Source organism: Stenotrophomonas sp. (assembly GCF_050737575.1).
GTDB lineage: Bacteria > Pseudomonadota > Gammaproteobacteria > Xanthomonadales > Xanthomonadaceae > Stenotrophomonas.
Genome location: NZ_JBOHXW010000003.1, coordinates 308220 through 328124 on the forward strand (window position 1 = coordinate 308220; position 19905 = coordinate 328124).

A 19905-nucleotide genomic window follows, 5' to 3' on the forward strand; every position below is an offset into this window, starting at 1 on the left:
AATGAACGTCAATGCCTGCAATTCCGTGCTTCCTTTCCGCCAGCGCCTTCCGCCAGCGCCAACTTTCCGACACAATCCCTGAATTCTCAGGCAGGGCCAAGCCCGCTGACATGCAAGCCTACGTCTATAAAAGTCAACGCAAGCCCGACACCTTCGTCTACCTTGCCAAGCGTGATGATTTCGATGCCATTCCAGCGGTGCTGGGCGACACGTTGGCACCGTACGTCTTCATTCTGGAGGTGGCCCTGACGCCCGAGCGTCGTCTGGCCCAGGCCGATGCCGCCTTGGTGCGTGCCAATCTGGCCGCCCACGGTTTCCATCTGCAGCTGCCACCGCAACCGTTGGCGCCGGTGAAGGTTCCGCGCATCGACGGTCGCGATGACTGAAACCCTGCGTACCCGCAGCGTCGCTATCGCGCTGGTCATTGGCCTGTTGCTGACCTTGGCCACCGGTTTCGGTGGCTGGGTGGCGGCGGTGTGCGGTGTGCTGGCGCAACCGGCGTTCGCGCTGGGCCTGTCGTGGCTGCGTCGCAGCCGCGCGTTGGCGGCGCCGGCAACCGTGCTCAAGCGTGAAGTGCCCGGTTTGCTGGGGCTGTGGGCCGGCGGTTCCGCGATGGTCGCGCTGCTGGTGTCCTGGCCGCTGGCGGCGCTGCACGACAGTGGCAGCCTTGCCGCCGTGCTCGCGCTGAGTGTCGCGGTCAGCGTCGCCTTGTTGGCGCTGTGGCGCACTTGGCCGCTGTGGCACGCCGTGGAGCGTGAAGGCGGTTCATTGCGCGCGCAGTCGCAGGCACTGGCCGGTCGCGGACTGGATTCCTGGCACGGGCTGGGTGCGGCGGCGATTCTGTTGCTGCTATGCGCTGCGGTCGTGACGCCGGCCTGGCCGGGCTTGGTCGGTAATGGCCTGCGTTGGCCGCTGGCCATCGCCACGGCGGTGCTGGCACCGCTGCTGCATCACCTGCTGCAGGGCATGCGCGCCGCGCCGGCCATTGCCGATGCCGCACCTGCGGAAGCTGCGACCTTCGATCCCTTTGCCGAAGCGCTGGCTGGCCCGGTGCCGCTGGAGCCGCTGGCGCAGCACGAGTTGGTGCCGCAGTTGTACGACGCCGCACGCAGCGGCCGCGTTGATCGCGCGCTGCAGTTGCTCGATGCCGGCGCCGACCCGAAGGCACAGCCGCCGACCGAATCGCGTGACCAGCGCAGCTTGGCGGTGCTGGCCGCGGTGCTGCCGGACCTGCGCCTGCTGCGCTTGCTGATCAGCCGTGGTGTGGACGTCAACCAATCACACCGCGGCATGACCCCGCTGCTGGCCGCCACACGCGACAGCTGGCACGGTCGCCCGGAAGCGGTGATGACGCTGCTGGCCAATGGTGCCGATCCGCGCGCCACCGATGCCGACGGCAACACGCCGTTGCATCACGCCGCGCGCAGTTCCGACCCGGGTGTGGCCGCCTTGCTGCGCGATGCCGCCGCCGAGGTGGATGCACTCAACAATGACGGCCACAGCCCGCTGGCGGTGGCCTGCCAGGCCGGCAACTGGCGTCTGGCCAAGTTCCTGCTGGAGCGCGGCGCCAAGGTCGAACCGGCCGACGGCGTGCCGGTACTGGTGCCGGCTGCAGCCACCGAGGACGATGACCCGGCCGGCGTGCAGCTGCTGCTCAAGCACAAGGCGCGGCTGGATGCGCGCGACCGTCAGCGCCGTAGCGCGCTGCATGAGGCCGCACTCGCGGGTCATGCCGATATCGTCGAAACCCTGCTCAATGCCGGCGCCAACATCGAACCGCGTGATGCGGCCGGTCGCACGCCGTGGCTGGATGCGGCCTCGCAAGGCCATGCCGGTGTGCTGGAACGCCTGCTCGCCCATCAACCCGATGTCAGCGCCGTGGATGGCGATGGCAACAACGCGGTGCTGCTGACCTGTCGCGCCGAACAGGTGTCGGCCGCGCTGATCCGGTGGTTGCTGGATCTGAAAATTTCCGCCGATGTCGCCGGCCCCGATGGCCGTCGCGCCATCGACCATGCTGCGGCTGCCGGGCGCTGGAGCATCGTGTCGCTGCTGGACCCGACGTATCCGTTGCCGGCGGCGGTCAGTGATGCCGCTGGCGCTTCAACCGATGGCAGCGATACCGGTGAGGCGATGCCGGTGCTCAACGACCGCGCGCCATTGGCGCTGCTGCGCGAAGCGCTGGTGTTCGGCAATGTCGACGGCATGGCGCCGTTGGCCAAGCTGTGTGCTGCCGAAGAACTGGGCGGCCTGCTGCACGATCCGGAACTCGCGTTGCAACCGCGCGTAGTCGATTGGCTGCTGGTCCACGGTGCCGCGCCGGAAGTGCGCGACGCCTGCTTCGATACGCCGATGTTCGCGCTGCTGTCGCGTGGCGTGGATGCGATTCCCACCTTGCAGGTGCTGCTCAAGCGCGGTGTGTCGCCGGCCGGTCGCGGCGGTTTGACCCGTTTGCTGGCCGCCTGCGCGCAACACGATCACGGCGCACGCAGCACCGAACAATTCGCGCTGGAATTGCTGGAGCGTGGCGCAGATCCGTATGCGCCGTCGCCTGCAGGCGATCCGGCGTTGTCGCTGGCCGTGCGCCTGGGCTGGCTGAAGTTGCAGCAGAACCTGCTGCTCAACGGTGTGGATCGTGAAGCACGCGACAGTCACGGCATGACCGCATTGCATCTGGCCACCGCGTTGGCGCGCGAGGCCTCGGTGAAGTTGTTGCTGCTGCAAGGCGCATCGCCTGACGCTCGCGCCGCCGACGGGCAGACGCCGCTGGGCGTTGCGCTGTCCAGCGGCCGTCGCGATCTGGCCGACTGGCTGGACTGGCGCGGCTGGTCGCTGCCGCTGCGCGCGTTGCGTGAGGCCGACGTGCCCGCTGCGGCGATGGCCGGCGATGCCGATGCGGTACGTCGTCTGATCAATCTCGGCTTTGCCGTGGACGCGGTGGATGCGCAGGGCTGTACCGGCCTGCTGCGCGCCGCCGGCGGTGGTCATGCAGCGGTCGTCGACCTGCTGTTGTCACGCGGCGCCGAACCGCAGCACGCGGCGGCCAGTGGCGCCACGCCGTTGTCGGCGGCCGTGAGCATGCGCCAGACCGACATCGTCGCTGCGTTGCTCAATGCCGGCGCGCAACTTGAACACCGCCTGCCGGGCGGCGTCACCGTCTTGATGCTGGCCGCCGCGCTGGGCATGGCCGACATCGTCGCGCGCCTGCTCGCCGCCGGTGCCGACGTGCATGCCGGTGACGACCAGCAGCTGGCGCCGCTGCATTGCGCTGCCCTGTACGGCTTCACCTCGCGTGACCGCACCCGCCTGTTGGCCCTGCTGGACACCCTGCTGCTGGCCGGTGCCGAACCGGACCAGGCTTCGGCCGGTACGGTGACGCCGCTGCTGTTGTTGCTGGGAGCGCGCGCCGAACCGGGCACCGCCTGCGACGAACATGTGGTGCTGGCGGCGGTCGAACGCCTGCTGGACGAAGATGTATCGCTGGACGTACGCGATCCGCGCGGCTTCGGTCCGTTGCACCTCGCGGCACTGCACGGCCTGCCGCTGCTGGTGCAGCGCCTGCTGCGCGCCGGTGCCGATCCGGACATGCGCGACGCCATCAACCGCAGCCCCCGCGACATCGCCATCATGCGCGGCTTCATCGACGTGGCCGGTGAGTTCGAGCCCGCGGTGCCGGGCGTATCGTCGATGGCGCGGTTCCTGCGCGATCGTAATTGAGTGGTTGGTAGTGAGTGAACAAAAAGCCCGGCGTGATGCCGGGCTTTTTTGTTTATGCAGGTAACGGCCGGAGAAGCGACCTCTCCCCAACCCTCCCCTTCACCTTCGATGAAAGGGAGGGGGCAAAGGCGGAAGCAGAAGCTAGCGCTGCTTCCGCAGCCGCAGATGAAGCCATTGCCGGTGTCGCAGCACAGTCAGGCGCAGGACGTTTGTAGCTCCCTCTCTTGCGCGCAGCGCAGGGGAGGGGCGGCTCCTGCGCTTGTTTCAGCTCCAACCAAAACCTACAACTCAGCGTTCACCCGCCGACACATCACCCGCATCCGCCTCAAACAAATGCATCAAATCTGCACGCGCATCCCGTGAGGTCTGCATCAAGGCGGCTTCATCGTCGTAGATCCGTGAAGCTGAGGATGAATTCTCCGCATCACGAGTGACCTGATTCCCAGGGTTCGGCCACACTCCATCTCTGCGTAGGGCGACCTCTGAACTTCAAAGGTGTGTTCTCGGCCAGGTTCCGGAGAAACGTTGCGATGCCATGGGATGTTCAACGAATGGCGCCGGACGGCACCACTGGCATCTTGAGACGTTTCTTAAAGCCGAATCGATTGCCGCGCTGTTAGGGTGCTGCAGCTTGCAGGTCGTGCGGCAGCCGAAGAAACGGATTTTCCAAATGGCAAGAAACTGGATTGTGTTGGGTGATGCCACAACAGGTGGCGGCCGGGTCATTACCGCATCGCCCTATACCGATATCGACGGTATCGCCGTCGCGCGCGTTACTGACAAGGCAACCTGTCCGCTGCACAAAGGCGTGTTCTCGATTCTGAACGGTGATCAATCCATCATCATCGACGGGCATCCGGTAGCGTTGAATGGCGCTTCGCTTGAATGTGGCTGCAAGGTATTGGCGATGAAGCAGCACCATGTCTTCGTTGATGCGGGAGGTGGAGGAAGCGGATCATCGCGTACGACTGCGGTGACAGAGGTCGCAGTAGCGGCAGTTTCAATCGTGACAAACCTGCGCAGGTGTGATCAGGCGATTCGCTTCATCGGGGAAACGGGGCACGCTTTGGCTAATCTCCGCTACACCCTCCACTTGGCGGATGGTGCCACGGTAGAAGGAACAACGGACGAAGAAGGGAAGACGCGGCGATTCGAGACTGATACACCGGAAGCGGTTGTCAAAGCTGAGCTTCATGCGCCTGCTGATCAAGGATCGTGTTGCGCGGGCCCGATAGCTGGTGACGTACATGATGAAGAAGCCGAAGTCTTCGAGGTGGAGGAGGCGACTACCACCGAAGCTGACCTTGGCGTCTCCTTTGTCTCGGTCAAAGCGCCTGGCCATGAGCGTAGTTTGACGTCTGGCGAAATCGATATCGCAAAACTCGTGTTTGGTAGCGCGGTCGACTATGCGAAGGTCAAAGTGCATAACCATGGGTACTGGCTGTTATTTGGTCTCCAACAGGAGAATACGGCGGTAACACCAAACGGGGAGATGTACTTCCCGAAGGGAATCCACGAAGACGATTTCTCCAAAGTGGATGTCGAGCTGCAGGCGTTTTTCATCCACGAGATGGTGCATGTATGGCAATACCAACTGGGGTATCCAGTAAAGCGAGTTCGGGGGCCGAGACCGAACATGAATTACGAGTACCACCTGGGTGGTGGGAAGAAGCTTTGCGACTACAACATGGAGGCTCAGGGAGACATTCTGGCCGACTACTTCCTGGTCGCTCACAGGGCGGCGCAGGCAAGAGCGCGAGCCTTTCACTACCGGTTGACCGCGAGATTCGCCGATATGCTGAAAACGACAATCTCCGACTTCTTGTTGGACCCAGGTAGCACGTCACATCTTCCGAAGACGACCAAATGATCAGTAGATTGCGATTACTTTCGTTGCTCATGCTTCTCGCCGTGCCGCTCACCTCTGCATGCAGTCAGCCGAAAGGGCGTTATCAATCAGCCGTCATCATTGATGCGGCAGGGGCGCCTTGCATGAAGTTGAGCGACAACAGGGAGTCGCGCCGATATCACCCGAGATTGTCGGTGATCGATGTATACGAGCAAGGGGTCGATGGCGCGGTCTCGGTCTGGCAGCAGAACTATGCCGATCAAGGGGTTCAGCCAATGGTGTCCCCTGATGACTGTGTGGCAAGTGGTGCGCTTGGTTCCAATCCTTTTCCCATTTTTTCTGTCGGCAAGCGCTATACGGCCGTCATGTCCGGCGGCATTGTGAAAGAGAGCAGTCGCTCGGAGAGCCGGGTCTATCGTGGTCACTTCTGCATGACCGAGAAGGACGGGAAGCCTTATGTCCATCAAGTACAGTTCGACAAGCGTCGACAGGTGTGGGCGTGGGATGCTTGCGGTGCTGCCACTGGATCCGAGTAGTGCCGAGCCATGCTCGGCAAGGGCATCACCGGTAAAGCCCCAGCGCAGCCTGGCTGCGCTCTACCGGTGCGTGCTGCTTATTTCTCGGCGGGCTTGCTGTCGCTGGCGTCCGCTTCAAACAAATGCATCAGGTCCGCACGCGCATCGCGTGAGGTCTGCATCACGGCGGCTTCGTCGTCGTAGACCAGGTGTTGGGCTTTGAGTAGTTGTTCGTCGTGTTCGCGGAAGCGTTGTACGTGGTCGCGTGCGATGTCGGCGGGAATGCCCAGCGCGGTCAACACGCGCTCGCTGGTTTCCAGGCTGGAACCGAAGACTTCGCGGAACGGTTCTGCCGACATGTCCAACAGCTTCCAGGCGTGCTGGCGGTTGCGGGCGCGGGCCAGCACGGTTGCGCCGGGATACATGCGGCGTACCAGACGCACCGCGCGCAGGTTGGTTTCCGCATCGTCCATCGCCATCACGAACACACGGATGTGCTCGGCACCGGCCGAGCGCAGCAGATCCGGGCGGGTGGGATCGCCGTAATACAGCTGGTTGCCGAAGCGGCGCAGGTCTTCCACGGTGTCCGGGTCGGCTTCCAGTGCGACGAAGGGAATGCGCTGTGCGGTCAGCAAACGCGCAATGATCTGACCAAAGCGACCCATGCCGGCGATCAACACCTGTGGCCGCTGCGCACCGGCCTCTTTCAGTGCGGCATCCGGCGCGTGTTCTGGAGGGGCGTCGGGTTTGCGCAGCTGCAACAGCCGCTGCAGGGCGATCATCAACAACGGGGTGATCGCCATCGACAGGCTGACGATGGCCACCAAGCGGTCGTGGTTGATGCGGCCGAGCAGGTTCGCGCGCTGCGCTTCGTTGAACACCACGAATGCGAACTCGCCGCCCAGCCACAACACGCTGCCCAGCATCAGCGCACTGCGCAAGGTCATGCGTGCGGCCAGGCCCAGGGCGAGAAGGATGGAGAATTTCACCAACAGCAGCACGGCGACGCCGCCGGCGATCAACAAGGGTTCGGCGGCCATGCGCGCGAGGTCGATGCCCATGCCCACCGCGATGAAGAACAAGCCCAGCAGCAGGCCTTTGAACGGCTCGATCTGCGATTCGATCTCGTGGCGGAATTCGGAATCGGCCAACAGCACACCGGCCACGAAGGCGCCGAGGCTGGCGCTGAGGCCGGCTTCGGTCATGATCCACGCCGTGCCCAGCACCACCAACAACGCGGTGGCGGTGAACACTTCGGGCATGCGCGTGCGCGCCACGATTGCAAACAAGCGGCGCAGCACCGGGCGGCCGAGCACGATCACCAGCGCAAGCACACCCAGTGCGATGCCGGCGTCCTGCCAGGTAAGGGTTTCGTTGCGCACGCCGCCCAGCAGCGGAATGGCCGCCAGCAACGGAATGGCGATCAAATCCTGGAACAGCAGAATCGCAAAACCAAAGCGCCCGTAATCGCTGTTCAATGCCTTGTGTTCGGACAGCAGTTGCAGGCCCACCGCCGTGGACGACAAGGCCAACGCGGTGCCGACCACCAACGCACTTTTCCAGTGAAAGTGATGCATCAGCAGCAGCCCGCCGAGCACGCTGGCGGTGAGCAATACCTGCACACTGCCGCCGCCAAATACCGGCCTGCGCATCACCATCAAGCGTGACGGCGACAGCTCCAATCCAATCAGGAACAACAGCATCACCACGCCGATTTCGGCAGCGTTGAGGATGCGGTCGGCATCCTGCACAAAGCCCAGCACATGCGGGCCCAGCACCACGCCGGCGGCCAGGTAGCCGAGCACCGCGCCCAGCCCGAAACGCTTGAACACCGGCACGGCAATCACCGCCGCCAGCAGCAGGACCAAGGCCAGTTCGAGACCGCCGCTATGCATGAAACCGTGCTCCGTGGGGCTGTGCAGATGCGCCAGCGTCACTGTGAGACCGGCCCGCGCCATTATGCGGGCTGGGCTGTCAACGAAAGCGAAATGACGGCCCAATCGCCCGTCGCCATGTTGCCTGCGCGGGTTGACCGGGCTGACCAACAGGGCCAGACTCGCGCCGCTGCCGGTTCTGCCGCAGCACCTTCCCGGAGTCCAACCCATGTCAAGCGACAGTAGAAGTCGACCTCGATCGACGCCAGCGGTGATGAACGCCTGAGTGGGCTGGTTCGTCAGTGCAGGTGTTGCGTGGTCGCAACGCAAACAGGCGAATCAACATGAACCAGAAGCAGCTCCTGCGCCCGGTGGTCGATGCGGCCACCCTGAGCGCCCCTCTTGCCGATTTCAACACCGCCGATGCGGTGGAATACCTCAATACCCTGGCGCTGCCGAAGGCGGCTGACACGCTGGCGGCGTTGCCGTTGCCGCGTGCGGTCAAACTGCTGGAAGCCCCTGAGCTGCAGCGCGCCGGTGAGCTGGTGGCGGCGCTGGCACCGGCCCGTGCTGCGGCGTTGCTCGGCTTGATGGCCGATGACCGGGCCACCGACATCGTCCACGAGCTGGATGCCGACGAGCGCGCGCGGCTGATTCCGCTGCTGGCGCCGGAAGCGCGCCAGTCCATCCAGCTGCTGCTGAGTTACCCGCCGCGCACTGCAGGCGCTTTGATGACCACCGAGTTCGTCGGCGTGCCGGCGGATTGGACCGTGGCGCAGACGCTGCAGCACATCCGCGAAGTGGAGCGCACCCGCGAAACGGTCTACGCCATCTACGTGCTCGACCCGCAGACGCGCCGGCTGCAGCAGGTGGTGACGATGCGGCGCTTGATCACCGGCGCGCCGGCCGATTCCATCCTCGACGTGGCGCAGATCAACCCGCCGGTCACCGTTGATCCGCAACTGGATCAGGAAGAAGTGGCGCAGCTGATCCGTCGCCACGACTTGCTGGCTATCCCGGTGGTGGACGCGCAGCAGCAGATGCTGGGCATCGTTACCGTGGATGACATCCTTGATGCGCTCATCGACGAATCCACCGAGGACGTACACAAGTTCGGCGGCGTGGAAGCGCTGGACAAGCCGTACATGCAGATCGGCTTCTTCGAGATGCTGCGCAAGCGTGCCGGCTGGCTGAGCGTGCTGTTTCTCGGCGAAATGCTCACCGCAAGCGCCATGCAGCACTACGAGGACGAACTTGCGCGCGCGGTGGTGCTGACCTTGTTCATTCCGTTGATCATGAGCTCCGGCGGCAACTCCGGCTCGCAGGCGACGTCGTTGTTGATCCGCTCGCTGGCGCTGCGCGAACTGCGCCTGCGTGACTGGTGGCGCGTGGCCCTGCGCGAATTGCCGACCGGCGTGGTGCTGGGCGGCATTCTCGGCACGCTGGCCATCGTTCGCATCACCGTGTGGCAACTGGGTGGCCTGCATGATTACGGCGAGCACTGGGTACTGCTGGCGCTCACCATCGGCGCGGCGTTGGTCGGCATCGTCACGTTTGGATCGCTGTCCGGCTCGATGCTGCCCTTCATCCTCAAGCGCCTGGGCTTCGACCCGGCCAGTGCCTCGGCGCCGTTTGTGGCGACCTTGGTGGATGTGACGGGATTGGTCATCTACTTCAGCATCGCCGCGATGATTCTGGGTGGGACGTTGCTGTAACCCGGATGGCGGCAGTGCCAGAACAACGGCACGGCTGCGCCGCTTTGCCCTCACCTGCCTTCGGCATCCTCTCCCGTAAACGGGAGAGGAGTTAGAGCACGAGCAAGAGCACGAGCAAGAGCACGAGCAAGAGCACGAGCAAGAGCAAGAGCGCAAGCAAGAGCAAGAGCAAGAGCACCTGCTGCCGTTGCTGTTGTAGGTGGTGGTGTTTGTAGCGGTTGCTCAAGCTCTCCCCTCTCCCGCTGGCGGGAGAGGGGTAGGGGTGAGGGCGCTTTTGGCCCTGCTCTCTCGCTTGCCCTGCGCAACGCTTCACTCCTCACAACCCACCCGCACTCCCCAGACTTGATCCAAAGCAAGCCCAACGTCCATCCAGCCGTGTACCTTTGACCACGTTCCCGCAACTGGCGTCGTCATGAGCACTTATCACCTGCAGACCGTGTTCCGCCCCCGTTCGGTTGCCGTCATCGGCGGCAGCCCGCGCGAACGTTCCGCCGGGCGCGCAGTGATACGCAACCTGCGTGCAGGCGGTTTTGCCGGACAGATTGGCTGGGTCAACCCGCGTCACGCCGAAATCGACGGCATGCGCACGGTCAAGAAGCTCAAGGATCTGCCGTGGATACCGGACCTGGTGGTCATCACCGCGCCCGCGACGATGGTGCCGCAGGTGGTGGCGCAGGCAGCTGAGCTCGGCGTGGCCGCAGCCATCCTGCTGACCGCCGGTTTGGGTAAAGGCCCGGGTTCACTCGCCGCACAAGTGGAAGCCGCCGCGCGGCCCAAGGGCATGCGAGTGCTTGGCCCGCACTGTTTGGGTGTGATCGCGCCGCATGCGCGGCTCAACGCCAGCATCGCCGCGCATACGCCGCAGGCTGGGGATCTTGCGTTGATCTCCGAATCCAGTGCCATTGCCGCCGCGCTGGTGGAATGGGGCGTGGCGCGCTCGATTGGCTTCTCCGGCGTGGTCTCGCTGGGCGATGCGCTGGACGTGGATTTCGGTGACCTGCTCGATTACTTCGCTTCCGACTACCGCACCCGTGCCATCCTGCTGTACGTCGATCAGATCAGTGACGCGCGCAAATTCATGTCCGCCGCGCGTGCGGCGGCGCGTGCCAAGCCGGTGGTGGTGGTCAAATCCGGCCGCCAGCCAAAACCCAATGACGACGGCATCAGCACGCATTCGCAGGCCTTGGCCGCGTCCGATGCGGTTTACGGCGCGGCATTCAATCGCGCTGGCCTGCTGCGCGTGAATGCATTGGACGAGTTGTTCACCGCCGCTGAAACGCTGGGCCGGCTGGGCACGTTCCCGGGCCGACGCCTGGCCATTCTCAGCAACGGCGGTGGCGTTGGCCGCTTGGCGGTGGATCAGCTGCAGGCCTTGGGCGGTTCGCTGGCGGATCTGTCGCCCGCCACCGTCGCGCAGTTGGACAAAGTGCTGCCGGAAGGCTGGTCGCGCGACAACCCGGTGGACATCGTGGTCGATGCCGATGGCGGGCGTTATGCGTCGGCCATTGAAGCCTTGTTGTCCGACGATGCCAACGATGCGGTGTTGGTGATCAACGTGCCGACTGCATTCACCTCGTCGGCCGATGCCGCACAGGCGCTGACCAACACCTTGGGACTGCGCTCGCGCCAGTTGCGCGACAAGCCGGTATTTGCGGTGTGGCTGGGCAATGACGATCGCGCCACCGCCACACTCAACACCGCGCGCGTGCCGACCTATCCCAGCGAAGCCGATGCGGTGCGTGGTTTCCAGCATCTGGTGAAGTACCGCGAAGCGCAGGCGGCGCTGATGGAAACCCCGCCGAGCCTGCCTGCCGATTTCGTCGTCGATGTCGCCGCCGCGCGTGCCTTGGTGGACGCGGCGCTGGCCAATAATCAGCAATGGCTCGATCCGGTCGCCACCCATGCACTGCTGCAGGCCTACGGCATTCCTTCGCTGGAAGTGATGCTGGCGCGCGATGCGCACGAGGCGATGGACCTGGCGCAGCCGCTGCTGGAAAAGGGCAAGAGCGTGGCGGTGAAGATTTTCTCGCCCGACATTCCGCACAAGTCCGAAGTGGACGGCGTGCGTTTGAACCTGAGCACGCTGCCGGCGGTGCAAGCGGCGGCCACGTCCATCCTCAAGCGCGCGCGTGAGCTGCGCCCGCAGGCGCGTATCGAAGGGGTGATGGTGCAATCCAGCCTGCAGCGGCCGAAGGCGCGCGAGCTGATCGCCGGCATCGCCGACGATCCGGTGTTCGGCCCGGTGGTGGTGTTCGGCCGTGGCGGCACGGCGGTGGAAGTGATCGACGATAAAACCCTGGCGCTGCCGCCGCTGGACCTGCGGCTTGCGCACGAAGTGATCGGCCGCACCCGCGTGTCGCGCATTCTCAAGGCGTATGGCGATGTGCCGGCCGCCGATGAGCGCGCGGTGGCGCTGGTGCTGGTCAAACTGGCGCAGCTGGCGGCGGATATCCCGGAGATCCGCACGCTCGATCTCAATCCGCTGCTGGCCGATCGCAATGGCGTGATCGCACTCGATGCACGCATCGCGATCACCCCGGTGAAACGCCTGCACAAGGGCCGCGGCCACCCGCGTTTTGCGATCTTCCCGTATCCCACCGAGTGGGAGCGGAGCATCCCGCTGTCCGATGGCAGCAAGGTGTTCATCCGCCCGGTGCGGCCCGAGGACGATGCCTTGTTCCGCGCATTCTTCGCGCGTGTCACCGATGACGACCTGCGGCTGCGTTTCTTCCAGTCGGTGAAGCACTTCAGCCACGAGTTCATCGCGCGGCTTACCCAACTGGATTACGCGCGTTCCATCGCACTGGTCGCCATCGACCCGAAGAGCGGCGACATGCTCGGCGCCGTGCGCCTGCACGCCGATGCGGATTACAACCGGGGCGAATACGGCATCCTGATCCGCTCCGACCTCAAGGGCCACGGCATCGGCTGGAAGCTGATGCAGATCATGATCGAGTACGCGCGCTGGCAGGGCTTGAACATGGTGGAAGGCCAGGTGCTGCGCGAGAACACCACCATGCTGGCCATGTGCCAGAGCCTGGGCTTCAAGGTGAAGTCCGACCCGGACGATTCGACGCTGATGAATGTCACGTTGCCGGTGACCGAGAGCGGGACGTAGCGCGGAACAGGGTTCTGCGTGCTTGGAAGCAGCCCCTCCCCAGCCCTTCCCTTGCCGGTGGCGAAGGGAGGGGTGCGGTTCGCCATAGCAACAACCTGCGCATTCCCCACAACGTTCCAACCATGACGCTGCCCGCCGGGCCCGGTGGGTTCAAACTACCGCCATGGAAATCACCTCGCCCGGGAATCAGCCCGGAAAAACCCCGCTGCTGCTGCTCCCCGGTCTGTTGAACGACGCCACGCTGTGGCGCGCGCAGTTGGACGCCCTGGCCGACATCGCCGACTGCCAGGTCGGTGATCTGACGTTGCACGACTCGCTGCGTGCCACCGCCGAAGCCGTGCTGTCGCATGCGCCGGACCAGTTCGCCTTGGCCGGTTTCTCGCTCGGCGGTTATATCGCGCAGGAGATCCTGCGCATCGCACCGGAGCGCGTCACACGATTGGCGTTACTGGACACCTCGTTCAAACCCGATTCGCCCGAGCGCGCGGCGCAACGGTTGGCGCAGCAGAACAGCGTGCGCCTGCCCGGCACATTTCACGGCTTCGGCGACAAGCTGATGCGCAGCTACATCGATGCCTCACGCCTGGACGATCACGCACTGGTGGATACCGTGCGAGGTATGACCGCGCGCTTGGGCGCTGAAGTATTCCTGCGCCAGAGCCGCATCGAACGCATTGACGGCAGCGACGTGCTGCGCGCGTGGCGCAAGCCAACCGTGGTGATCTGTGGCCGCAACGATGCGATCACACCGCTGGCGGTGAGCGAGCAGATGGCCGCGTTGATGCCGCAGGCCACGTTGGTGGTGATTCCGCAGTGCGGGCACTTGGCACCGCTGGAAAAGCCGTTGGAAGTGAGCGCTGCCATGCGGGAGTGGTTGGCAGTTGGTAGAAATCCGTGAAGGAACATCCCTTCTCCCGTTTACGGGAGAAGGTGCCCCGTAGGGGCGGATGAGGGGCGCCTTTTGAGCTTTTGCTTGCTAGAAGCTTCCCCTCACCCCAACCCCCGCTCCGCGCCCCGGCCCTTGCGCTGGCGCAAGGGCGTTCGAGGAGCAGCGAACCAGTGGTTCGCAGCCTGCTCCTCTCACCCCGTATACGGGAGAGGGGCTTTGACTCCTCTTAATCCCAAGCCGGCGCAATGCCTTCCGGATTGGCCACGCGCTCGCCCCGATCCAACGTCGCGATCTGTGCCATATCCGCTTCATCCAAACGCAGCTCGGCCGCTTTCAGATTGCTCGCCAGGTTCTCGCGGCGCGTCGATGACGGAATCACCGAGTAGCCCTGCTGCAATGCCCACGCCAGCGCCACCTGTGCGGTCGTTGCCTGATGCTTGTGTGCGATCGCTTCGATCACCGGATCCTTCAACACCGCGCCGTAGGCCAGGCTCATGAACGCGGTGACGTGGATGCCTTGCTCACGCAGGTAGGCGATCAACGCGCGGTTCTGCAGGTACGGGTGCACTTCAATCTGGTTGGTGGCAATCGCGTCGGCGCCGAGAAGGTCAATGGCCTGGCGCGTCAGCGCGATGGTGAAGTTGGAAACGCCAATCGCCTTGGTCAGGCCCTGTGCCTTGGCTTCTGCCAGAGCGCCGAGGAACTCGCGCATCGGCACGGCATCGTTCGGCGACGGCCAATGGATCAGTGCCAGATCAACATGATCGGTGTGCAGCTTGCGCAGGCTTTCGCGCAGGCTGGTCAGCAGATCGTCGTGATGGAAGTTTTCGATCCAGATCTTGGTGGTCAGAAACAGCGCCTCGCGCGGCACGTCGCTGCCCGCCAGTGCATTGCCGAGATCGGCCTCGTTGTCGTAGATCTGCGCGGTGTCGAAGGCGCGATAGCCTAGGTCCAGTGCGTTGTGTACGGAGTCGGTAAGTACCTGGCCTTTCAGGCGATAGGTGCCAAGGCCGATGGACGGAACAGTCATTGCATTTCTCCAGTGAGCAGGCGATGCACGGTCACGCCGTGCATCGCGAATAGAAAGTAGTAAGCGATCAGTGCGCGGCAACGGCAATGCCGTCAGCACGCGCATCCGCACCGTCGCGGCGATCCAGGCGGCCGCTGAGCACGGTCAGTGCATACGCAGCGACCACGACCAGCGCGCCCATCCACGGCGTATGCATCAGGCCGATATGGTCAACCACCAGCCCACCGAGCGATGCACCCAGCGCGATGCCGACATTGAACGCGGCGATGTTCAGGCCCGAGGCCACATCGGCCGCCTGCGGCACGAAGCGCTGCGCCTGCTTGACCACATACACCTGCAAACCCGGCACGTTGCCGAACGCGACCGCGCCCAGCGCCAGCACCGTCAGCAGCACCAGCCAGGTGTTGTAGGCGGTGAAGGTGAGCACGAACAACACCAGCGCCAGCAGCGCGAAGATGCGCTTGAGTGCGGCAATCGGGCCGAGACGATCCGCCAGGCGGCCGCCCCACAAATTGCCGATGGCCACCGACACGCCGTATACCAACAGCACCAGGCTCACCGCATTGGCGGAGAAGCCGGTCACGTCCTGCAGGATCGAGGCCAGATAGGTGAAGGACAGAAAGGTGCCGCCGTAGCCCAATGCAGTGATCGCATAGACCAGCAACAAACGCGGCTGCGCCAACACCGCGAACTGCTGTCCGAACGTGGCCGGCGCGCTGCGCGGCAGGTTGCGCGGTACAAACAACAGGCTGCCGATCAGTGCGATCACACCCAACGCGGCCACGGCCAGGAAGGTCGCGCGCCAGCCCAGGTGTTGGCCGATGAAGGTGCCCAGCGGCACGCCGGTGACCAGTGCCACGGTCAGGCCGGTGAACATGATGGCGATCGCGCTGGCGGCTTTTTCCTTCGGCACCACCGAAGTGGCGATGATCGAGCCGATGGAGAAGAACACGCCATGCGCCAGCCCGGTCAGCACCCGTGCCACGATCAGCGAGCCGTAGCCGGGCGACATCCACGCGATCAGGTTGCCAACGGTGAACAGCACCATCAGCGCGACCAGCAGCGCCTTGCGCGGTACCCGGCCGGTGAGCGCGGTGAGCACCGGCGCGCCAACCGCCACGCCCAGCGCATACAGGGAGACCAACAGGCCGGCCGATGGCAGGCTGACGTGGAGGTCGGCGGCAATGGTCGGGATCAGCCCGACGATGACGAACTCGGTGGTGCCGATGGCGAACGCACCCAGCGTCAGCGCCAACAGAGCAAGGGGGATGCCACGGGACATGGGCGTTTCCGGGAAGGGACGAGGCTGCGAAGTCTGAGTGCCCGACTCTTGCTGAAAAAGCCGTCTTCACGCCAATGACTGTTGATTTTCAGTCAATAATGGCCCGTCTCCCGGCAGGCACGCCCATGAAAACCACGCTCGACGAAATGCAGGCCTTCATCGCGGTGATCGACGCCGGTTCCATCACCGCCGCGGCCGAGCAACTGCAGCAGACCACGTCCGGCGTCAGCCGGGCATTGGCGCGGCTGGAGGAAAAGCTGGGCACCACCTTGCTGACCCGCACCACCCGCCGCCTGCACCTGACCGAAGAAGGCGAGGCGTTCCTGGCGCAATCGCGTGCCATCGTCGCCTCGGTGGAAGCGGCCGAAGCGCAGATCGCCGCACGCCGTGAACGCCCGTCCGGCCGCCTGCGCGTGGATGCGGCGATGCCGTTCATGCTGCACGTCGTTGCGCCCTTGGTGGCGGGCTACCGCGCGCGGTACCCGGAGGTCGCGCTGGAACTCAACAGCAGCGAGCGCTACATCGACCTGCTCGAACGCCGCACCGACGTGGCGATCCGCATCGGGCCACTGGCGGATTCCACCTTGCACGCGCGGCCGTTGGCACACAGCCGCCTGCGCGTACTCGCCAGCCCGGCGTATCTGCAACAGCACGGCACGCCGAAAAACCTGGCGCGGCTGCGCGAGCATGCCTTGCTGGGCTTCAACGAACCGGATTCGTTGAACCATTGGCCGTTGCGCGAGGAGGACGGCACGTTGCTGCATGTGCGTCCGGTGCTGGCCGTGTCCAGCGGTGAAACACTGCGCCGGTTGGCGCTGGAAGGCGCAGGCATCGTCTGCCTGTCCGACTTCATGACCGAACGCGACCGCGAAGCCGGCACGCTGCTGGAAGTGCTGCCCAAGCAGACCGTGGAAGTACGCCAACCGATCCACGCCGTGTACTACCGCAACACCGCGGTATCGGCACGGATAACCTCGTTCCTGGATTACCTGGCGCAGGCACTGGCGAACGCATCGTTTGCGCGATGAGGGCGGTGAGCGCGATGAGACGCGCTGAGTGCGCTGAGTGCGGTGAGTGCGGCGAAGCTGTTTCGCTTTGAAGCCCCTCTCCCCTTGCGGGAGAGGGGTTGGGGAGAGGGGAGATCGAAGTAGGTATTGATGATCGAGCACTGAACTTTCCGAAGCCATTCGCAAAGCGACAAGCCAAAAGAAAAAAGCCAAAGATCCCCTCATCCGCCCCTACGGGGCACCTTCTCCCGCGTGCGGGAGAAGGGAAGCAAGCGAAGCAAGCGAAGCAAGCCAAGCAAGCCAAGCAAGCCAAGCAAGCCAAGCAAGCCAAGCCAAGCCAAGCCAAGCCAAGCCAAGCAAGCCAAGCAAGCCAAGCAAGGGCGGCAAGCGTAGTCACCACCACATGCCACACTGCCGCGCTAAGAACTGCGATCAAAACACCAACGCATCCGCGTGCATCCGCACTGCAAACACTCAGCACCACACCCACTCAGCACACCACACCCACTCAATGCGTCTGCGCGTGATGCCAGGCATGCCGCACCAGCCAACGGGCTTCATCCCACGGCACGGCCAGTGATGGTTGGTGACGGTGGTAGCTGTCCTGCAGTACGCGGTAGAGCTGTTCTTCGTTGGCGCGGGGATACGCTTGGTAAACGTCGTAGCCTATTTCCAGCAGGCGCTGGTACTGGTCGAAGTCGTGTTGGCCGAGCCGACCAATCGCGTGGACGCTGCGCCAATAGGCAAGCTCGGCGTCACGATTGATGGCGCGTTGGGCTGCGGATGCGGTCTTCATGGGTAGGACTCCATTCGCGGTCTACCCCCCTGTTCGACGGATGCTACGGCGCGCCATCCCTGGCGTCCAATCGCTGCCGTATTCAGTTTTGTTCGGCGCTGGCCTGATCCAGCTGTGCGACTTCCTGCGCCGACAGTTCGACCTGCGCCGCTGCCAATACATCGTGCAATTGCTCGACGCTGGTGGCACTGACGATGGGTGCGGTGATACCGGGGCGGGCGATCAACCAGGCCAAGGCCACCTGTGCGGGTGTGGCCCGGTGCTTGGCAGCCAGATCGTCCAACGCGGTGAGGATGCGCAGGCCGCGTGGATTGACGTAGCGCTCCACCACTTTCGCGCCGCGTGCGCTGCTCTTGCTGGCGTCGTCGGCGTTGCGGTACTTGCCGGTGAGAAAGCCACTGGCCAGCGAGTAGTAACTGATCACGCCCAGCGCATGCTCGCGCACCAGCGGTTCCAGTTCGGCTTCGTAGCCGGCGCGGTCGTAGAGGTTGTATTCCGGCTGCAGTGTTTCGTAACGCGGCAGGTGATAGTCCGCCGATACCTTCAACGCATCGCGCAGCCGCGCGGCACTGTAGTTGGAGGCGCCGATGGCGCGCACCTTGCCGGCGTCGATCAAGCGCGCGAACGCGCCGAGGGTTTCTTCCAGCGGCACCGACTCATCGTCTTCATGCGCCTGGTACAGGTCGATCACATCGGTCTGCAGCCGGCGCAGCGAATCCTCGACGGCTTCATTGATGTTGTCAGCGGACAGACCCGGGTGCTCGGCCCATTTGGCGACCTTGGTCGCGATCAACACCTTGTCGCGTTTACCGCTGTGCGTGAGCCAGCGGCCGATGATGGTTTCCGATTCGCCACCGTGGTTGCCCGGCACCCACGCCGGGTAGACATCGGCGGTGTCGATCAGATTGAAACCGGCATCGACAAAGGCATCGAGCAGGGCGAAGGAGGTTTTCTCATCAGCACTCCAGCCAAAGACGTTTCCGCCGAAAGCGATGGGGCTGGCCTGCAGGCCGGAGCGACCAAGTTCACGGAGCTGGGTCATGTGCGTGTCCCTGTTTTTTTCCAAGCTTCGCAGCATAGACGCAGATCGTTCCGGTTCGATGGCAGCGGTGACGAAAACAGCGTTCTGCATTGCGTCATCGCACTAACGCAATGTAAACATTCGCGGCGCATTGCCAGCGATTCAACGCGTGCTAGGCTCGCGCCACACCAAAGTCGGAGTCCGTGATGAACAAGCCAGTCCCGTTGCTGTGCGCCTGTCTGCTGGGTATGGGCACGTTGATGTCGAGCCTGCCTGCGATGTCCAAGGACAGTGCAGTTGCCGTAACCGACATCCAGGTGTCGCCCGCGTTGCAGGCGGCCGTCGCGGCCAGCACGCGCACGCCGGCCAACGTCGCGCGCGACGAATACCGTCATCCCGCGCAGACGCTGGCGTTCTTCGGCCTGCAGCCGCAGCAGACGGTGGTCGAGATCACCCCGGGCGGCGGTTGGTATGCGGAAATTCTGGCGCCGTATCTGCGCGAGGGCGGTCAGTACGTGGCAGCGGTGGTCGATCCGGCTGCATTGCCTGCTGGCGGTGGTCGCGATTACCAGCAGCGTTCGCGCGATGGCTTGGCCAAGAAGTTCGCCGAGGCACCCGCACAGTTCGACCGAGCCACCGAAGTGGCCTACGACCCGGCTGCGCCAGTGCTTGGCAAGCCGGGCTCGGCCGATGTGGTGCTGACTTTCCGCAACGTGCACAACTGGCGCGCCAATGGCCAGGCCGAAGGCCTGTTCCGCGCATTCTTCGACGTGCTCAAGCCGGGCGGCGTGCTGGGTGTGGTCGAGCACCGTGCCAAGGCCGACGTGCCGGCCGATGACAAGAGCGGCTATGTGGGACAGGCGCAGGTGATTGCGATGGCCGAAGCGGCCGGCTTCACGCTCGATGCCAGCAGCGAAGTCAACGCCAACCCGCGCGACACCAAGGATCACCCCAAGGGCGTGTGGACGCTGCCGCCCTCCAACAGCCATGACGCTGCCGACGCCGCCAAGTACAAGGCCATCGGCGAGAGCGACCGGATGACGCTGCGGTTTGTGAAGCCCTGACGCATCAGCAAGCAGGAAGTGATGATGC

At 64.3% G+C, this 19905-nt stretch carries 14 protein-coding genes; 9 read left to right on the top strand and 5 right to left on the bottom strand.

The genetic code is table 11. The features are described 5' to 3' along the window. The first annotated feature begins 110 nt into the window (after positions 1-110). From ACREP4_RS07525 to ACREP4_RS07540, 4 genes are all read left to right on the top strand, one after another. Positions 111-386 carry a YcgL domain-containing protein gene (locus tag ACREP4_RS07525; RefSeq protein ID WP_431595556.1) on the top strand — a complete coding sequence of 92 codons (276 nt, stop codon included), beginning with the start codon at positions 111-113 and terminating at the stop codon, positions 384-386. Continuing rightward, a complete protein-coding gene (locus tag ACREP4_RS07530; RefSeq protein ID WP_431595557.1) occupies positions 379-3717 on the top strand; it encodes an ankyrin repeat domain-containing protein in 3339 nt (1112 codons plus the stop codon). Before ACREP4_RS07525 ends, ACREP4_RS07530 begins: the two co-directional genes overlap by 8 nt. 670 nt (positions 3718-4387) lie before the next feature. Then, positions 4388-5587, top strand: a complete 1200-nt coding sequence (locus tag ACREP4_RS07535) for a PAAR domain-containing protein (RefSeq protein ID WP_431595558.1) — start codon at positions 4388-4390, stop codon at positions 5585-5587. After that, complete coding sequence (locus ACREP4_RS07540; protein WP_431595559.1) at positions 5584-6102, top strand: hypothetical protein; 519 nt, start codon at positions 5584-5586, stop codon at positions 6100-6102. The genes ACREP4_RS07535 and ACREP4_RS07540 overlap by 4 nt, the downstream gene beginning before the upstream one ends. Positions 6103-6179: 77 nt before the next feature. Here ACREP4_RS07540 and ACREP4_RS07545 read toward each other — a convergent pair whose 3' ends face one another. After that, a complete protein-coding gene (locus ACREP4_RS07545) occupies positions 6180-7976 on the bottom strand; it encodes a monovalent cation:proton antiporter-2 (CPA2) family protein (protein ID WP_431595560.1) in 1797 nt (598 codons plus the stop codon). 323 nt (positions 7977-8299) lie between these two features. Between ACREP4_RS07545 and mgtE the strand changes: the two genes are divergently transcribed. The 3 genes from mgtE (at position 8300) to ACREP4_RS07560 (ending at position 13686) form a co-directional block, all read left to right on the top strand. Beyond that, positions 8300-9670, top strand: a complete 1371-nt coding sequence (mgtE, locus tag ACREP4_RS07550) for a magnesium transporter (RefSeq protein WP_431595561.1) — start codon at positions 8300-8302, stop codon at positions 9668-9670. Between the two features lie 412 nt (positions 9671-10082). Continuing rightward, positions 10083-12788: a bifunctional acetate--CoA ligase family protein/GNAT family N-acetyltransferase gene (locus tag ACREP4_RS07555; RefSeq protein WP_431595562.1), complete on the top strand. Its 2706-nt coding sequence runs from the start codon at positions 10083-10085 to the stop codon at positions 12786-12788. A 163-nt stretch (positions 12789-12951) separates the two neighbouring features. Further along, complete coding sequence (locus tag ACREP4_RS07560; RefSeq protein ID WP_431595563.1) at positions 12952-13686, top strand: alpha/beta fold hydrolase; 735 nt, start codon at positions 12952-12954, stop codon at positions 13684-13686. A 217-nt stretch (positions 13687-13903) separates the two neighbouring features. Here the strand turns inward: ACREP4_RS07560 and dkgB are convergent, their stop codons facing one another. Beyond that, the gene (gene dkgB, locus ACREP4_RS07565; protein WP_431595564.1) at positions 13904-14707 is read right to left on the bottom strand and encodes a 2,5-didehydrogluconate reductase DkgB; all 804 of its coding nucleotides are present in this window, start codon (positions 14705-14707) and stop codon (positions 13904-13906) included. A gap of 67 nt (positions 14708-14774) precedes the next feature. Continuing rightward, positions 14775-15989, bottom strand: a complete 1215-nt coding sequence (locus tag ACREP4_RS07570; RefSeq protein WP_431595565.1) for an MFS transporter — start codon at positions 15987-15989, stop codon at positions 14775-14777. Positions 15990-16114: 125 nt separating this feature from the next. Here ACREP4_RS07570 and ACREP4_RS07575 point away from each other — a divergent pair, with 125 nt between their 5' ends. Continuing rightward, a complete protein-coding gene (locus ACREP4_RS07575; protein WP_431595566.1) occupies positions 16115-17017 on the top strand; it encodes a LysR substrate-binding domain-containing protein in 903 nt (300 codons plus the stop codon). A 487-nt stretch (positions 17018-17504) separates the two neighbouring features. On the opposite strand, the gene ACREP4_RS07580 is transcribed toward ACREP4_RS07575, so the two are convergent. Then, positions 17505-17792, bottom strand: coding sequence for a hypothetical protein (locus ACREP4_RS07580; protein WP_431595567.1), 288 nt, complete (start codon positions 17790-17792; stop codon positions 17505-17507). Between the two features lie 82 nt (positions 17793-17874). Further along, positions 17875-18834: an aldo/keto reductase gene (locus tag ACREP4_RS07585; protein ID WP_431595568.1), complete on the bottom strand. Its 960-nt coding sequence runs from the start codon at positions 18832-18834 to the stop codon at positions 17875-17877. 185 nt (positions 18835-19019) lie between these two features. Here ACREP4_RS07585 and ACREP4_RS07590 point away from each other — a divergent pair, with 185 nt between their 5' ends. After that, positions 19020-19877: a class I SAM-dependent methyltransferase gene (locus tag ACREP4_RS07590; RefSeq protein WP_431595569.1), complete on the top strand. Its 858-nt coding sequence runs from the start codon at positions 19020-19022 to the stop codon at positions 19875-19877. Positions 19878-19905 lie beyond the last annotated feature (28 nt).

Coding starts and splice junctions, on each gene's coding strand:
- ACREP4_RS07575 (WP_431595566.1), top strand. CDS start 16,115: ATGAAAACCACGCTCGACGAAATGCAGGCCTTCATCGCGGTGATCGAC.
- ACREP4_RS07580 (WP_431595567.1), bottom strand. CDS start 17,792: ATGAAGACCGCATCCGCAGCCCAACGCGCCATCAATCGTGACGCCGAG.
- ACREP4_RS07590 (WP_431595569.1), top strand. CDS start 19,020: ATGAACAAGCCAGTCCCGTTGCTGTGCGCCTGTCTGCTGGGTATGGGC.
- ACREP4_RS07585 (WP_431595568.1), bottom strand. CDS start 18,834: ATGACCCAGCTCCGTGAACTTGGTCGCTCCGGCCTGCAGGCCAGCCCC.
- mgtE (WP_431595561.1), top strand. CDS start 8,300: ATGAACCAGAAGCAGCTCCTGCGCCCGGTGGTCGATGCGGCCACCCTG.
- ACREP4_RS07560 (WP_431595563.1), top strand. CDS start 12,952: ATGGAAATCACCTCGCCCGGGAATCAGCCCGGAAAAACCCCGCTGCTG.
- ACREP4_RS07540 (WP_431595559.1), top strand. CDS start 5,584: ATGATCAGTAGATTGCGATTACTTTCGTTGCTCATGCTTCTCGCCGTG.
- ACREP4_RS07555 (WP_431595562.1), top strand. CDS start 10,083: ATGAGCACTTATCACCTGCAGACCGTGTTCCGCCCCCGTTCGGTTGCC.
- ACREP4_RS07525 (WP_431595556.1), top strand. CDS start 111: ATGCAAGCCTACGTCTATAAAAGTCAACGCAAGCCCGACACCTTCGTC.
- dkgB (WP_431595564.1), bottom strand. CDS start 14,707: ATGACTGTTCCGTCCATCGGCCTTGGCACCTATCGCCTGAAAGGCCAG.
- ACREP4_RS07530 (WP_431595557.1), top strand. CDS start 379: ATGACTGAAACCCTGCGTACCCGCAGCGTCGCTATCGCGCTGGTCATT.
- ACREP4_RS07570 (WP_431595565.1), bottom strand. CDS start 15,989: ATGTCCCGTGGCATCCCCCTTGCTCTGTTGGCGCTGACGCTGGGTGCG.
- ACREP4_RS07545 (WP_431595560.1), bottom strand. CDS start 7,976: ATGCATAGCGGCGGTCTCGAACTGGCCTTGGTCCTGCTGCTGGCGGCG.
- ACREP4_RS07535 (WP_431595558.1), top strand. CDS start 4,388: ATGGCAAGAAACTGGATTGTGTTGGGTGATGCCACAACAGGTGGCGGC.